Here is a 16058-nt window from a genome sequence, read left to right as displayed (position 1 = left end):
GAAAGCCTTTTGTTTAGCAGCTGCCTTAATTTCCAGCCTGGAATAGCCCTAAAAGCATCTCGGGCTGGAAATTTACATGTTATTGGCACCTTGAATCTGTGCTTCAGTCATACACATATCATGTTCTTTCGCAAATTTAAGAGTTGCCTTTAACCCTTTGGTTTTTTCTCCTTTCAAACCTTCGAATGCTACTTTTACATCTATCATGTAGCAGTATTCTAAAAATCTTTTCAATGCCTTTTCCTTCTGGCTGTTCTTAAATAATAATTCCCATACAGACATCATATCTTCATGATAGAGAAGAATAATGATATCTCCATACCTGACTGCAAAATAGTATTCCGTTAACATTTGATCACGCCTCTTCAGATTTACTGTGCAGGTACTGCATGATTTCTTCATAGCTCCGTCCACTCTGTGCTATAGCATCCAATAACTTTTTCTGGCGAAGTGCATCCCTCTTATCCAATAAATCTTTTAATGTTGCTGCCGCAGCATCATACCGATGCTTTGCTTTCACCAGATCCTTCTGTGCTTTTTCAATTTTAGTGTCCAGTAGTTCTGCGTTTATTTCACGTGCCATATTTACCGCCTTTCTTTCTGAATGTTTGATTTCTTAAGTGTATTACTGATCTCTCCGGCTCGATAAGTAATGTTTCCTTCATTCATCCCAAAAGCCTCTAAGATTTTTTTCTGCTTTGCTGTTACAGCATGGTCCAGCCGGTATACATTATCCGTCTGGCGTGTCATTTCAATCTTCTCAAGTTCCCTGATTGCTGCCGGAACTGTCATATAATTCTGTTTCTTCTCAAGTTTTTCGTTCTCTTCCTGTAATGCAGTATAAATTTTGTTTCGGATTATCAGTGCGATGAATTGTGTAAAAATCCTTCCCTCAACTCCTTCGTTTGTATGTGAACGCATGCTCTTGTTTCCAAGGAATGATTTATCAGAGGCAAAAAGTTTCTCAGATACATCACGGCTCTTATAAAGATGCAGTGCTTCCTTTGCGGTCATCCTTTCGGATGTAATAATAACAAAGTATCCGCATAATGATATTTCCCGTTCTGTCACAGTTGTTTTTTCTTCCGGATATAAAAACACGCCATCTTTATCGTAGTGAAGATAAAAGTATTTTTCGTAAGCTGAACCAAACTCTACTGTTTCATTCTGATGTGACATCAGCAAAGCTGTCCGCTCTCTCAGTGCGTTTTCAAAATGCTCCCGTTCATCAGCATCTTTTGAAATACTATGATAAATATGAATGTATCTCTTTTTTTCATCGCCTTCAAATAAAGTCCTTTGTACTGTTTTTCCATACACACCATAGGCATTCATGTCACAAGAGCGCTTATTTTCGAACGTTCCTTTGTTCTCTAAGATCAAATCACTTATGAAAGAAGACATGCCTTTAGCCATGATCACAAAACTATAACCACATTCGTCTAAATAGCGTATATTTCCACGGCTGAAATATCCCCTGTCCAAAATGAAACCGATTTTTTTATAGCCATACCCAGTGATTTTACCAAGCATGGTCCTAAGCTGTGATACGTCGTTAATACTTCCAGGATAGGCTTCATAAAAGAGTGGTTCTTTATTCTTAAGATCATATCCAACCGAATAGTTGATGATAGCTGAACCGATATCTGTCTTGGCATGACCGAATTCAGCCAGTTCAATCTCTCCGGCCTGACAGTTCTTATTCGTAGAATCATAGGAAATATAAATACGCTCCCTTCGATTTCTCTTTGCATTCCATTCATTCAGAAAGCCTGTACTCTTATCCTTGGTGATGCTCTTAAAGAAATCACTTACCGACGCATCACTATAGATCTTCATACCAGAACTATACAGTGGATGATTGTATGCGTAATCCGGATAATGCTGTGCCACATTGCTTTCTTCTACAATAGAGTAAGAGGCAAGGTCAAGCAATAATGCCATATCCCGCTCAGAGAAGAACTGTCCGAGCAGCTTGTCTAACGAATAATCCAATACTATTTTATGCATTACAGCATATGTACCAACCCGCAGACAGCTGCTACGTTCTGTCCGGTCTTCCATCCCTGATAAGACTGCATCTGGAAAGTATTTCAGAAAGGCTTCGTTAGGAATCATCATAGTGTCATCATCTGGACATACCTTGCCTATAGTCGCTCTCTGTGGATAGGTATATTTTTTCTCCGGATCATAATAGCGATCATACTCATACTTAATATATGTGATATCCCCGCGTCTTAATCGGGTCAATTTTCCATGCACATCCGGTAGCTTAACTCTTGATTTCAGGTACATATTTGCCTCCTTTATTCAGGTTTATATAGCCCTAAATTTATTGTACAGCACAACCCGTATTTTTGCAATAATTTCCGCAGAAATACGGGCTTTTTTAAAATTTTATTTTCGTTAGGGCTACTCATTTTTGGAAGTTAAGGAGAAATAAAAAAATTTTGGCAAAAGCAAAAAAGTAGAAAAAACACCATGAAAAAATGACAAAACAGAGAAGCCGCAATCCAGCATAAACACTTGGATTGCGGCCTTTTTTTTAATCTATTTTACACTACCCAAAAGTCAGGTTTTATTATCATAATATACCATTTACTATACGAACATCTGTAAATCTGGGATTAAAAGTATTCTAATGGACACGAATGTTATGCTTATATTCATCTACCATTTTAGTAAACATATTTTTCTCAAATTAACCTATTTTCTTACCTAAAATGACAGAAGCCCTCTCCGCTGGAAAAATATATCCTGCAGAAAAGGCTTTTTTCTTTTCCCTATTTAATTTTTGTTAAAAAGATTATCCTTAATCTCTTTCAGATCGCTTTGAACCTGATTCAGAATCTGAAATTTCTCAGTTAAACTCTCAATCACCGTCTGGTAATTTTTCTCTCGTTCTTCCTGCTTTGTATCCCTCTGTTCATTTGATTTCACAATGTAAATCAGAAGAAAAACCGCAAGCACAGCCCAGATTCCCTGTGAAACTGCCACATTCATAACCGTTGTTTCCATGGTTTCTGCCTCCTTCCTTAATCTTCTTTTATTATGCAAACTTTTTCTATGTTTTGTCTACTAAAAGTCTTTTCTAATCTTATTATTACCGTTTTAATTTAAAGCATATTTCTATTCTCTACAATTATTTTGCAAATCTCTTTTTACCATGTATTTCTTCTCCTATCGCTGATCTAAATTTGCAACCTCACTTAATAAAGAGTTTTTTCTCTTCCATTTGTAAACTCACAAATTTTTTTCTTTTTTAGTTTCTGATCAGCAGTTTTCTTACTACTTCCCCTAAAAAGGAGGTAGATACCTATGAAAACACTGACAGAACTTATCCAAAATTATCAAAATGGTATCCCAGATTCAGACAGTGAAATTCTCAAACGTATGGAACCGCTTGTGAAAGGATATGCATCCCGGATTCACTGCATGGAACGTGAAGATTCCACACAGGAATTGTATCTTACTCTGTTAAAGACATTGCCATATTTAAGTTCTTCATCCTCAGAAGGTGAATGTATCAGATACATGCAGACCTCTGTCGAAAACAGATATCGTTCCCTTTGCCGCAGTTGTCTTTCCGAACCTGAAAAAGATGATTTTGATTCTTGTTCTGTTTCATTACAGGCTCCCGACAGTTTTGATGACACCTATTATGATGTAACCGCATATATCAACTCTTACCCTTCGGACAGTGTCCAGAGAAAAATTCTGTCCATGTACTTTTATCAGGATAAAAGCGATGCCCAGATTGCCCGGAAACTGAAGCTGTCCCGCCAGTACGTCAATCGGATGAAGAAGAAACTAATTCTCAGATATATTTCCGAAAACAAATAAAAGAAACACCTGCTGACCATAAATTTACAGTCTGCAGGTGTTCCCTTAGTTTTCATAAAATTTCCATTAATGCCATTCCCGTACCGGAAATGCCATTCATAAAAGCCAGATTCAGATATTCTGTCCCAGATATTTTTGCCGGGTGATCCAGTTGAAATAAAAGGCAGTCACATAACGCCTCATATTGCTCCTTCATTTTTTTATTACCATATTTTCGAAGATACTTCTTCATAATAAGTAAATTCCCGGACATCCCATGACACAGACAAATTTTTTCATCCTGTTCTCCATAAAACAAAGAGTCAGCAGCATTTAACCTGTCTTTTTTAATCTGCATATCCTCGGGAAACAGCTCTTCCAGTTTCATTCGTGAAAGCAGGATTCCCGGCGCCCCATGGCACCATGCATTCATGAAGCTTTCCCCTGAACTCTCTCGTAAATCCTTCCAGTTTCCGGCTTTCTCTGAGTACAGAGAATCCTCATATCTCAGCAAAAGCTGTATTTTATCAGCATATTCCGCTTTATGATTACATTCATACAACGCTGCATAAGCCATCATAAATCCACTGTTGCCATGAGACATTCCAGCCAGCGGTCCGTCTGTTCCTTTTAATCTCCATCCGTATCCATTTCCGGTTTCCTGTCCTTTCTTCCACAAATCTTTTTCCATATCTGCCGCTATTTCATAATATTTCAGATTTCCGGTTTCTTTATATAACATTACTGCCATTACAATAGCTCCGGCATTTCCGCTCAGATAATCCAGTTGTGAATCTTCTTTCCATACCCTCTCAATAATGCTGAAATGCTTTTCCGCATAAATCATCCATACTCTTTTTCCTGTAAGTTTAAACAGATAAAGATAGGTATATACCACCGAGCTTTCTCCATTTACAATACCTGTCAGAAGATTTTTATCATAAATCTGTTTTTTGTGTATTTCATCTGTATAAGCTTTCAATCTCAAAACAGCAAGATGATAAATTTCTTCTGCACTTGCATTCTTTTCTTCAAAATCATGAAGATATTTTGCAAGAAACAAGACTGTCCCGGATATTCCATCATATAAATATATTCCACCTGATCTGAGATTCCAGTGACCATTATCCCAGAATTGCAGACCCGCCCAGCCGGCGCTCTGTTCCCGGATAATTGCTCTGCTGCAGATTCGATGAACTATCTTTCTGATCTGACTGTATATTTTGCGCTCTTTATCTGTGTCATATCCCTTTATCCTGGTCGGAAACATCTTTTTCTTTCCATCAGATGCCTTCAGCATTTCCATGGACAGCCTGATATAATCACACTGACATTCCATATCAGAGTAACTCATCTGCTTCATATGCATTCGCCATGACTCATAAGGAGTACAGGGCAGATATTCTTTATGTTCTCCGCCATTTCCATCATAAACAGATCTGCTGTTCGCATCAATCTCAAAGCAGGGTATATCCATTTCCAGAAGGCTGTCAATTTCATAATCATGAATCTCTTTCATAAAAGAAGATTCCCCCTCTTTGTGAATCACATTCAAAAGAGCTTTCCTGCATTCTCTTGACTTCATATAATCCGGATGAAACGAAGCCATAAGATACATTGCATACTGTTGGGTATGCCGCAGTACAACTCTGGAACGTCCGTCAAAAAAGCCGGACAACATCACCTCCACTTTCTTATCTGCCATTGTCACCATGTACGCTCTGCAAAATCCTCTGATAATGCATTCCGTATAATCTGCCGCATTGATAACCTGATCATTTAGTCTTACAATGCATTCCTTTATCTGCATTTCCACAGGTTCATATTCTATGTGAATATCAGATGTTTTATCATCCTTTACCACAGGAAGTTTAAACGGCGTTTTTATCTTTTCCTCTGTTCCCATTGCACTTATAAGAACTCTGCTGTTTCCTCTGCCCCATGTGAGAACAGGGAGCATTCCTGTATGTATAACCGAATTTGCCAATTTTATTTCTGTACTTTTGTTTATTTTTTCTTCTACACTACTTCCGTCTTTTTCTGATTGTTGTTTTAAATATCCCGGATACGTTTCCATATCGATAATCACAGGATATTCTCCATGTGCGATAATATTTTCACCATGAAGATCTGTTGCTCCAAGGGCATATCCCAAAAACAGATGTATGCCCATTCTGAAATAATAATGCTCCACCTCACTTTCGTTTTTACAGGGAATATTCTCAATTTTTTCTTCCCATCCATAGGAATCATGAGATAAATATTGTACCGTCCTGCAGGAGATTCCTGTTTTTCTGCATAAATAGTTATAAAGTTCCTGATATTTTATATTCTTATCAAGACTATGCGGCTTATAGTACAGAATTGTTCCATTATCCAATTCTACCTTTGCCACACTTCGTCCTCCTCTGTGTATATCGCCTTTCGCCATGTAAATTCCCACAGTCCCGGAAAACTTTCTTCCATCACAGAATATTTTTTGTATCTGTTCTTTTTCTGCATAAAGAGATTTCCTGATTTCACATTCTGCTCTCTGGATAGAGTTATTTTTTAATTCAAGCAGACGTTTTAACTCGGGATATTCCTGCAGTAAAGATTTTATATATGTTGCATTGTTAAGATATTTTTTTTCATAATAATCATATTGTTCTTTTACGTTATTACCCCGAAGATCATGGTTGGTTTTTTTTCGATATATATCAAATATTACTATTCGTTGAATAATGTTTATCAATTTAATATACTTCCTACTGTTAGTTACTGTTTTTTACTAATGACAGCAAAATAGTGAATTAACTGATCCAAGCATTGTCAACAGACTCTCCTCGATTTCTTCTAAAATGTCCAGTTTTTCAATTTCTTCTAATTCTTTATTTATATCTCCTATAAAGTTCTTTTCATTATTTTTCATAAATATTCTCCATTATACTTATATCATCTTCAATGATTACATGAGTTTCAAAAAATGAATTATCATACTTAAAATTTAATTCTCCATTATATTTTTCTAATATCTTTTTTACGCTTTTTATTCCCCAGCCATGAATATCTTTTTCCTTTTTCTCCGTCAAAAAGTCATCTCCAACCATCGTTGGTTTCGATATACTTGAATTTTTAATTTTAATCCCAAATATATCATTTATATTATATATTTTAAATACAATATACCTTTCACCTTTTCTACATTTGACAGCAGATTCAATTGCATTATCTAAAAGATTTCCCATCATCATAATAAAATCTAATTCTTCCATCGGAATCTTTTCAACCTGAGAATTTATTTTAAATTCAATTTCCTGTTCTCTCATTTTCTCAATTTTTATATTCAACATAAAATCCAATGTAGATATTCCAGTCCATATTGCCTTATCTTTTGTAAATGTTAGTTCTTTATAACCTCGTAGAATTTTTTTAGCTTCTTTTATATCCCTATTATCTAAACATTCATTTAAATATAAAATCATATGTTTTTCATCATGCAATAGACATCGATATTTGTCATATGATTTTTTTAATTCTTTATATTGTTCTGTCATTGTTTCAAATCGCATATTTAGAATATTTTTTTCTGATTTGATTAGTCTTTCCTGCATTTTTAAATATACAAACAACAAACCTAAAACCAATATCATCAAGACAATTAATGTAATTGTCAGATTGTTTTCTGTTATTTTTCCTTCACCAAAATGCATTAAAATACTTAGAACATATACCTCAGCACATGTCATAATAAATAAATACTTTTTATGTTCCTTCAACAACGGATTTATCCATCTTGATATACAAATGTACTTATTCATGAGCAGAATCATACTGTATATAATAATCACATAAAGAATTTCGCTATATAAATGTTCACGTGGCCATAAAAAAAAGTCAATAAAACTTCTATTCTTAAAAGTTCCTACATAGGCTACATATGGTTCTTTTAGCAATGCTATATTCGCTAAATAGATTATTTCCCACAAATAAGCATCCCACAAACTGCATTGATAAAATATATACAAATATAAAACAGGAACTATATTTCCCAACAATATCATAATTATTGATTGATAAGAATTCCAATATTGACATTCAAGTTGAGCAAGCATCAATATAAATCCTATTATTTTTATTAAATCCCACTCTTTACATCTTACAATAAATATAGTCATTCCTAATATACCAGATAAATAGAATGCGATTATGCATCCTAAATATCCATGAATTCTATTTACATGCAAAAAAAGCTTAGGATATGTATATGCCCCTATCATTATCCATAAATACATTAACCACATCGAAAAATATTGCTTTCTCTTCAGTACCTTCCGCTTCGGAAACATCTGCCCAAATATCCAGACACCTATCCCAGTCTCCATAAACGTTGCCAGTCCATACAATAAAACTTTAAGCATTCTTCATACCCCCCAGTAATTCAGAATTGCTTCTCTGACACCTTTGAATCTTTCTCTGCCAACTGTAATAATATTACCGTCCCGCATATAAAGATCCCTTCCTTTCATCTTCATCACATGTTGGATGTTTGCAAGATATCCTCTGTCAGATATAATAAATTCTTTTGAATTCAGTTCTTTTTCTACTGTTGACAGACTTGCTCTGATCTTTACTTCCCCACGCCTGTGCACAAAAATCACATATTTTCCTTCTTTTTTCATATAGAAAATATCAGAATATGCCAGTTTTTCAACTTCGTTTCTTTTATTTATGATATAGTACCGCTCTTCTTTCTCCATAATTACAGGAAGAAGCGCATCATAAGCCTGCGAAAGTTTTTCCTTCAGACACTCTTTGGGGATATAACGATAGGTGTTTACCTCATATGCTTCTATTGCATAATCCACAAAATTTGTAATAAATATAATAACCGGATCCGGATAAAGTCTGCGTATCTCTCTTGCTGCCTCTATTCCGTTTTCTCCAGGCATCCGGATATCCAGAAGATACATATCGAATTTTTCTTCCTTCAATCCCAGCAGAAACCATTCCACATTCTGGTATGTCGTTACCGTACAATCTATATTTTTCTCTGCAAAATACTGTTCTGTAATCTCCTTTTCTTTTTTCAGATACATTTCGTCATCATCCAGAATCATTATTCTTATCATAGCAATTATTCCTCCATGAATGTATAAAATCTGAATTTCTTCACATCATAAAAATAACTTTCATCCTTATTGATGACCAGCTCATAAACCTCGATATCCCCTTTGGTTGTCACATCAGTTCTGTGATACTGATAAATGTATCTGCCTTCCTCATGGTTTTTTACCTTTCTGATGATATCATCCACCAGTTCTCCGATTGTCATCGGACTGTCTCTGGAAGGTCTCCATCTTCCAATCATACCACGAACCTGTGACTTGGTCAGTTTAATTCTCTTTCCAAGAAGATATCCTTTCGGGAAAAAGTCTTCTCTGGTCTTTCCTGTCTTTTTTAATATCTCACGTATTGTCTTATTTTCTTCATCTAAAGCAAATCCCATATTAGCATAAGCCTGCATATGAAGCAACGCTAATTCGAGATATTTACTGTTTTCAGATTCTTTATTCCATAACAGTAATTTGTCCAGACTTTTATATACAGTTTCTCTGATTGTAATTCCCTGATTTTGCAAAGTCTGCAAAGAAAACATCATGGTATACAAATCCTTTGTATATTCGTCCATATTCCTATATTCCTCCTGTCATAAAACATATCAAATTTGATTAGTCGCTTGTCATTTATGTCCTTATACATATTTAATTCCGTCTGTTAAACTTTATCAAAGGAAAGGATTTTTATTTATGAAAAATCAGGATTAAATATAATTACAATTCGACAATTTTCGTGTTTTTGTCCTCGAAAAGCATTTTTCTGACCTCGAAGCAACAATCAGGAAATGCTTTTTTCAACTACTGATCCTGAACCTCAGCCAACTGCAGGAAATGCAAAAATCCGCAAAGGTCAGGGTTATGCCAATAAATTCGCCAATGCCGGAATCTCTATTACCGGAAAAAGAGACGCTGCTACCAAAAAAGCAGGCATTAAAGTTCTTCAGACAGCTCTGAACAGGGATTATGGTGCCGGTCTGGATGTAGACGGTATCTGGGGAACAAACACAGACAATGCTCTTGGACAGCATTATGTAAAAAATGGTGAAACACAGTATATGGTAACTGCCGCTGAGATTCTCCTTCTTTTACGTGCTTATGATCCAAACGGTATAGAGATTCCCGGTACCTTTGGCTCAGGACTTCTCTCTGCTGTAAAGGCATTCCAGAAGGCACAGGGCTTAACGGTTTCCGGAACCTGTGACAGAAATACTTTCCTGAAACTGATCAGCTGATCTTTACCAGATAAACATCCGGCAGAATTCTTTTCACTGATTCTGCCGGATATGCCCCTTCACTATTTCTTGTATATAAAAAGAAACAGTTTTGAAACCCATCAAAATGATTTCAAAACTGTTTCTTTTGTTTTCTTATTTTTTACCACGGAACATATTCGCCGCTGTCTTCATCATAATAATACCAGCCGTTTCCTCTGCCTATAGGACTACAGTCAGATTCCGCAGCCTGAAACGGTATATAGGAATTGGTTCCCGGATCCCAGGAATACAGGTCATACGGATCTCTTACTTTTCCTGATGCATCATCAGGTGCGGTCCAGGTCCAGTAGTATTTATTGCCATCCTGATCCGTAACACCATCTTCATCCATAGCACGCCCAATATCCTCCCAGCTTCCATAACAATTTCCGTCACTGTCATACCAGTTTCCATCGTCAGCCTGAGAAATCAGTCTTCCATTTCCCTCACTGTCATATATCATCGCCTGATCTGCTGTCTGATCAATTTGATTGCCACCGTCGCCTGTTGAGCCATTATTTTCAGATGAATTATTGTCCACGTATGTATTCTGTGAATCATCTGTATTCTGTGAATCATCTGTATTATCCGCATCATTCCCTGAATTCTGTACATCGCCCGCATTATTGGATGAGGCAAATACTTTCGTCTTCTTATCCGCAGTCTGATTTGAATTTTCTTTTCCACCGGATGTACTTTTATTTACCTGTTTTTTATCCGGCTGAGATTTTTCTGCTGTTTTTTGTTTTGTCTGTTCGGATTTCCCCTGTGAATTCTGCGTATAATCAACCTGTGTCGCTGTTTTATTCTGTTCCGCACAGCCCGTCATAGCAGCCGCTGCTGTTAAAATCCCTGCCATAATAATTACAATCTTTTTCTGCTTCATTTTGTTGTCCTTTCTACATTTTCTAAAAATGTCATTGCCTTTATCATAATGTGCTTTTCCTGTTCATTATTACATACTCCACAGGCTTTGATGCCTCATATGTCCCTTATCTGTCATAAAAAGGACATTATTTATCTCCAAATTCAGACAAGATTTGAGTATAATAAGTTTATTGGCAGTACCGTAAATTTTGAGTATTACGGGAAAAAGCATGTATAAACGCCTGGTAAAAGCGGGAGCTTTTTTCTTAAAAGTGAAATCTCTGTGAAACAAATGGCAACAGTGCTTATTTCACAACTATTTTCTTTATTTTCGACCATTTCGTATAACTTTTTGCATAGCCTTTTACATAGGCACGTCCTGCAAGGTAGTAGACTCCGGGCTTCACACTTTTAAAGACCACCGTGGTTTTTGTCTGATTTTTCTTTGTGTAAGCATAACTGCTTACACCAGTATAGCTGCCATTATCAGATTTGGAAACTTTCTTTGCCAGTACCCAGTCTGTTCCATCACAGGACTTTGGAACAGTAAACGTCACCGTTACATTTCTTTTTGTTCCCTGTCTGGAAACCTTAGCTGATTTAACAGCAGGTTTTCCTGTTACAAGGCTTGTTTTTACAGTTACCTTCCTGACCTCTGCCCATTTACTGAGCACTTTGGTATTGCTCCCATTCAGATATTTATAAGCATGTACGCCAATATACCACGTTCCTGCCGGTACACCCCGTAAGATAAGCTCTTTACTGCTTCCGGAATACCCACTCTTTACCTTTATATAATCCGATGGTTCTTTTCCGTTCTTACTTCTGGCAGCAACAACATCGTAACCGTCCGGTTCCTCACCCTTGCTGTTAAGTACTATTCTGACATCATTTTTCTTCACCTGCACCTTCTGAACCACAGGTGCGTCCGGAGTCTTTACCTTTACCGTAACCGGAACCCCGTCTGACCATTCCCCATATTCCATAACATGGCTGCTGTTCTCTTTGTATGCCCTGCAATAAAGACTATGTGTTCCCTCCGGAATATACTTCAGCTCAGGATATTGATTCAGTTCAGAATTTGCAATTTTTGTCTGCGCAGTATAATTCCCTTTTTTCAGATCCTTCTGAGATTTCGCTGTCACAAACTGATAGCCGTCCGCTTCATTGGAAAGATCTCTCAGATAAAGCATTGCATAATTTGTGATCACTCTGGTCCACCGCGTATCAATAACTGGTCTGTTTAATGTCTGATAAGCATCCACCTGTACCATTATCTGTACGGCAGTGTCCAGCCCTTCATTATTTTCATCCTCATTCAGTTCCAGAGATCCGTTGACCAGAAAACTTTGAGCTGCCTTGCTTTTCGGATCATAAGCACAATTCTCCACATCCCACTTCACAGACGCAGAAAATGTTGTTTTCTCTCCATTCACCTCGGCGCCATAGACTTCCAGCGACTTCGGCAGATGCAAAGCATCAGCAGTTTTTTCTGCACCATTGGTAATTCCGGTCACAGGCGCAACAGCATCTGCCAGTCCCTGATAAGTCCGGTCTCCTACAATAAAAGAATTATACAGATTCTGCGTTGTCAGGTGTTCTCCTGCCACTGTTTTCGCAGTCACAGTCACCTGAAAACTATATTTTCCCACCGAAAGCCCCAGTTTGGGCCAGAGTCTCAGTTCTGTGCTCTCCCCAGGTGCCAGATAAGCATTTCCAGATAATAACACACTACATTCTTTACTACGGTTAAAAGACAGCTTCATATCTGTATCAGTAACATTTTTCAGAATATATGTCTTTGCTTCCGGAAGTGTCTTATAGCCCCACTGCATTGTCGGAAAACCCCCGGCAGACTTTTCAGTAATTTCCAGCTGCTTCTTTTCTGTCGGATTCTTCTCTCTGTTCATTGTAACATGAAGAGGATATCTGCTTCCGTCATCTGCGAGAAATGCAAACGTTTCATCATAAATTCCGTATTCCTGCTTCGGCAATATATAAAAATAAAGCGTTTCTCCCGGTTTCAGCAGCTTTTTGGAATCCTGTTCCTCATAATCTTCTGTCCACTTTGCCATCTGGTCATCCACTTCAAAATTCTTAAGACCAGAAGTATCTATCCGTATTCTGGTTTCCTTTTTTCCTGAATTTCTGACCACTACATACTTCTCCACACGAAATTCCGGGTCATAGAAATCGCTTTCTGTAAATTCTTCTTCTGTACCTGTTTCTATACTCAGCTCATAATCTTTTTCAGAGGAAGCTCCCACAATTACTTTCAGAGTAACCTTACAGGAAGCACCCTCTTTTGTCTCAAATGTCACTGTCTCTTCATAATTTCCGGCAGGCAGATTCTTCTTATCATCAATGTCCACAGCCGCACAACTTCCGGGCTGCATTTCTTCATCCGTATTTGTATCGAAAATCGGTGCGTAGGAAAAATCAAAATATCTGCTCTGCGGAAAATCAGAGAGATGAAGCGAATCTGTTCCTGCATTATAAAGAAATAACCGCTTACGTGACTGTTCTCCCTCTGCATGAATTCCCAGATCGATCAAAGCAGTACCTGATGTCAGCTCATACTGCTTTATAACAGGTTCCTGCTCACGCTGTGCAACATAAAGGCTCAGTTCCTGTGAAGAAACTCCAATACCATTGTCCGCCTGTACAGTAAAGCTGAAACTCCCTTCCTCCTGTGGCATTCCACTGATCACTCCCCCGGAAGACAACGTAAATCCCGCCGGAAGCTCACTTCCCTCTTCCAGACTCCAGTTCACATCTGTATCAGCTTCAAGCTGTACCTGATATTCCGTTCCAATCTCTCCATCCGGCAGAACCATATCTGTCAATATGGCAGGAATACTCCCCGTTCCATCACTGAAAGATTCTCCCGCCGAAAAAACTTCCGCCCCACATACTGTTAACGGAGCTGCTGCTGTCATAATTGCCGATAAAAAAACTGCTGTAAAAATTTTGTAATTACTTTTCATTCTTCTCCTCCAGATAATAAAATATAAAAGTATCAATTTACCTAATTAATATTAATATACCACTGGACGGGAATGTTTCTGTAATTACGGAATGACATGTTGTATAATGGTCATGAATATCAGAAAAGCCAGTAATGTTTCGGGTATATGTCAAAAACATTACTGGTCTTTTTTATAAGATTATTCCACACTTTTTATTCGATACAGGGAATCTCATAATTCCAGGATTTACGGATGTCGTCCATGATTTTCATGATCCTTATTGTTTCCGCATGAGGCATTTCCGGACACTCCGTTTTTCCCTCATGAATTGCTTTCATGCAGGATTCTACCTCATATTCATATCCTGAGATCTGTTCCGGCACAACATAAGAAGCCACTTCTTTATGTTCGGTATCAAACACTGTAATCTTTTCCGGATTATTGATATTCTGCACCTGCATATATCCTCTGGTTCCGAAAATACTTCCCATTCTGTCTGAGATTTCTCTTGCTCCACACTGAAGGGTTGCCATGCGGTCTCCCTCAAACACCATGGCAATGCTGTCCAGAATATCCACTCCATTCTGAAAGATTGCAGTAGCCTTTACATCCTTTACCTTATCGCCAAGCACCATGGAGGCAAAATTGATCGGATATACGCCTACATCCAGAAGAGCACCTCCTGCAAGCTCCGGTTTACGGATACGTTCCACATGACTTACTGTATAGCTGAGATTCGCGGTAACTGCCGTAACTTCTCCGATCACACCACTTTCAATAATATCGTTGATCATCTTTCTGGACGGCATATATCTTGTCCAGATTGCTTCTGTGATCAGAAGCTTTTTCTCTTTTGCAAGGTCAAATAATTTTTGTGCCTGCTCTGCATTTACAGTAAATGCCTTTTCACAAAGCACATGCTTTCCCGCTTCCAGACACATTTTCGCATGCAGATAATGGTGTGAATGAGGAGTTGCGATATAAACCAGTCCAACCTCATCATCTGCCAGCATTTCCTCATAGGATCCATATGCTTTTTTTACTTCATATTTCTGTGCAAATTCCCGGGCACGTTCCAGATCACGGGCAGCAACCGCATACGCCTCCACACCTTTCATTCCTGCCACTGTTTTCGCCATAGTAGAAGCAATGCCTCCTGCTCCCAGAATACCTAACTTCATTTTATTGTCCTCCCATATTTCTTCGCTACTCCAGAGCGTGTCTGAAAAAGGCTTTCTGCAAGATGTGCGTCACAATTTGTGGGAGATTTTGTTCGAATAAGGGCGTCATAGCGGGCTACGACAACCGAATTCGGGAAAAATATACCTCAAAATGGGGCGTGCAGATTGTGGGAATGATTTTTCAAACACGCTCTAATACCTATTCTTAATTTTACAGCATCATCGCCCGGAGAACAAGTTTATTCCGTTATATGTTTATCCCATATCATTCATTTATTTTTTCAGTTTCTCTTTTTTTCGTTTCGTCATCAACCCTCCGATCCGTCCGGTCTCTTTCGCAGACAGACTTTTCCATCCATCACTCAATACTCTGTCCAGCAATCCCATTTCCTCTGCAATTTCATACTTCATTCTGACCTCCGGCAATAATTCTCCATCAAGGTAAGCTTTTATTTCCTTCTCTTTATTCAAAACAGCCCACACTCCTTTTCTTTGGAGTATGGGCTGTTTTCTTAATTTTTATACTGTATTTCACTGTATTTCATGCAAACGGATATTCGCAATCCGCTTCGCTGCTTGCTTGATTCGGTTAAACTTCTGTCTATTACAGATTGGATTCTGAGATTCTGTTATCTTTTCGGAATAATAATTGCCGCAATGATATATGCCCAGATTCCCGCACCGCCAAAGCAGGTAAGGATCACCCATGCCAGACGCACCAACGTAGGGTCAATACCAAAATATTCTGCGATTCCTCCACATACACCGCAAAGCATACTGTTTTCTGATGATTTGTATAAACGTTTGTCACCCATGTTCCATTTCCTCCTTAAACCCAGATTAGTCAAGCAGATAAAATCATCCGCT

At 37.9% G+C, this 16058-nt stretch carries 18 protein-coding genes; 3 read left to right on the top strand and 15 right to left on the bottom strand.

The features are described from left to right. Positions 1 to 72: 72 nt before the first annotated feature. The 4 genes from LJE12_RS08310 to LJE12_RS08295 all read right to left on the bottom strand — a co-directional run bounded on the left by LJE12_RS08310 (position 73) and on the right by LJE12_RS08295 (position 3018). Entirely contained in the window at positions 73 to 351 is a 279-nt protein-coding gene (locus tag LJE12_RS08310; protein WP_022381278.1) for a hypothetical protein, read from the bottom strand. 4 nt (positions 352 to 355) lie between these two features. Then, a complete protein-coding gene (locus tag LJE12_RS08305) occupies positions 356 to 583 on the bottom strand; it encodes a hypothetical protein (RefSeq protein WP_022381277.1) in 228 nt (75 codons plus the stop codon). Between the two features lie 2 nt (positions 584 to 585). Beyond that, on the bottom strand, positions 586 to 2295 hold the full coding sequence (locus LJE12_RS08300; protein ID WP_025579939.1) for an IS1634 family transposase: 1710 nt from the start codon (positions 2293 to 2295) through the stop codon (positions 586 to 588). A gap of 492 nt (positions 2296 to 2787) precedes the next feature. Further along, positions 2788 to 3018 (bottom strand): BhlA/UviB family holin-like peptide, encoded by a 231-nt coding sequence (locus tag LJE12_RS08295; protein WP_025581193.1) that lies wholly within the window; start codon positions 3016 to 3018, stop codon positions 2788 to 2790. A gap of 300 nt (positions 3019 to 3318) precedes the next feature. On the opposite strand from LJE12_RS08295, the gene LJE12_RS08290 reads away from it, so the two are divergent. Further along, positions 3319 to 3843 (top strand): RNA polymerase sigma factor, encoded by a 525-nt coding sequence (locus tag LJE12_RS08290; RefSeq protein WP_025581192.1) that lies wholly within the window; start codon positions 3319 to 3321, stop codon positions 3841 to 3843. Positions 3844 to 3895: 52 nt separating this feature from the next. Here LJE12_RS08290 and lanM read toward each other — a convergent pair whose 3' ends face one another. The 5 genes from lanM to LJE12_RS08265 are packed head-to-tail and all read right to left on the bottom strand — an operon-like array spanning position 3896 to position 9493. Continuing rightward, the gene (gene lanM / locus LJE12_RS08285; RefSeq protein ID WP_227226538.1) at positions 3896 to 6556 is read right to left on the bottom strand and encodes a type 2 lanthipeptide synthetase LanM; all 2661 of its coding nucleotides are present in this window, start codon (positions 6554 to 6556) and stop codon (positions 3896 to 3898) included. Between the two features lie 36 nt (positions 6557 to 6592). Further along, the gene (locus tag LJE12_RS08280; RefSeq protein ID WP_154108151.1) at positions 6593 to 6733 is read right to left on the bottom strand and encodes a hypothetical protein; all 141 of its coding nucleotides are present in this window, start codon (positions 6731 to 6733) and stop codon (positions 6593 to 6595) included. Next, entirely contained in the window at positions 6723 to 8222 is a 1500-nt protein-coding gene (locus tag LJE12_RS08275; protein WP_119254049.1) for a sensor histidine kinase, read from the bottom strand. Before LJE12_RS08275 ends, LJE12_RS08280 begins: the two co-directional genes overlap by 11 nt. A 3-nt stretch (positions 8223 to 8225) precedes the next feature. Further along, positions 8226 to 8933 carry a LytR/AlgR family response regulator transcription factor gene (locus LJE12_RS08270; protein ID WP_055057283.1) on the bottom strand — a complete coding sequence of 236 codons (708 nt, stop codon included), beginning with the start codon at positions 8931 to 8933 and terminating at the stop codon, positions 8226 to 8228. A 5-nt stretch (positions 8934 to 8938) separates the two neighbouring features. Further along, the gene (locus LJE12_RS08265; protein ID WP_025579787.1) at positions 8939 to 9493 is read right to left on the bottom strand and encodes a hypothetical protein; all 555 of its coding nucleotides are present in this window, start codon (positions 9491 to 9493) and stop codon (positions 8939 to 8941) included. Positions 9494 to 9706: 213 nt separating this feature from the next. Here LJE12_RS08265 and LJE12_RS08260 point away from each other — a divergent pair, with 213 nt between their 5' ends. After that, positions 9707 to 10153 (top strand): peptidoglycan-binding domain-containing protein, encoded by a 447-nt coding sequence (locus LJE12_RS08260; protein ID WP_227226537.1) that lies wholly within the window; start codon positions 9707 to 9709, stop codon positions 10151 to 10153. Positions 10154 to 10295: 142 nt separating this feature from the next. On the opposite strand, the gene LJE12_RS08255 is transcribed toward LJE12_RS08260, so the two are convergent. From LJE12_RS08255 to LJE12_RS20595, 4 genes are all read right to left on the bottom strand, one after another. After that, on the bottom strand, positions 10296 to 11060 hold the full coding sequence (locus LJE12_RS08255) for a hypothetical protein (RefSeq protein ID WP_118338614.1): 765 nt from the start codon (positions 11058 to 11060) through the stop codon (positions 10296 to 10298). Positions 11061 to 11346: 286 nt separating this feature from the next. Continuing rightward, on the bottom strand, positions 11347 to 14028 hold the full coding sequence (locus LJE12_RS08250) for a putative Ig domain-containing protein (RefSeq protein WP_118338615.1): 2682 nt from the start codon (positions 14026 to 14028) through the stop codon (positions 11347 to 11349). 194 nt (positions 14029 to 14222) lie between these two features. Next, positions 14223 to 15191 carry a Gfo/Idh/MocA family protein gene (locus LJE12_RS08245; RefSeq protein WP_119253604.1) on the bottom strand — a complete coding sequence of 323 codons (969 nt, stop codon included), beginning with the start codon at positions 15189 to 15191 and terminating at the stop codon, positions 14223 to 14225. Beyond that, a complete protein-coding gene (locus LJE12_RS20595; RefSeq protein WP_319017432.1) occupies positions 15188 to 15289 on the bottom strand; it encodes a DUF6783 domain-containing protein in 102 nt (33 codons plus the stop codon). Before LJE12_RS20595 ends, LJE12_RS08245 begins: the two co-directional genes overlap by 4 nt. Here LJE12_RS20595 and LJE12_RS20590 point away from each other — a divergent pair. Continuing rightward, on the top strand, positions 15254 to 15400 hold the full coding sequence (locus LJE12_RS20590) for a DUF6783 domain-containing protein (protein WP_319017431.1): 147 nt from the start codon (positions 15254 to 15256) through the stop codon (positions 15398 to 15400). The two genes, LJE12_RS20595 and LJE12_RS20590, sit on opposite strands and share 36 nt — an antisense overlap. Positions 15401 to 15464: 64 nt before the next feature. Here LJE12_RS20590 and LJE12_RS08240 read toward each other — a convergent pair whose 3' ends face one another. Further along, on the bottom strand, positions 15465 to 15662 hold the full coding sequence (locus LJE12_RS08240) for a small, acid-soluble spore protein, alpha/beta type (RefSeq protein WP_008706625.1): 198 nt from the start codon (positions 15660 to 15662) through the stop codon (positions 15465 to 15467). Between the two features lie 158 nt (positions 15663 to 15820). Continuing rightward, entirely contained in the window at positions 15821 to 16006 is a 186-nt protein-coding gene (locus tag LJE12_RS08235; RefSeq protein ID WP_118576105.1) for a PspC domain-containing protein, read from the bottom strand. Positions 16007 to 16058: the final 52 nt, after the last annotated feature.

It is taken from the genome of Blautia sp. DFI.6.71 (assembly GCF_020593585.1).
GTDB classification, from domain to species: domain Bacteria; phylum Bacillota; class Clostridia; order Lachnospirales; family Lachnospiraceae; genus Blautia_A; species Blautia_A wexlerae.
This window is presented reverse-complemented; position numbering and strand designations above follow the sequence as displayed.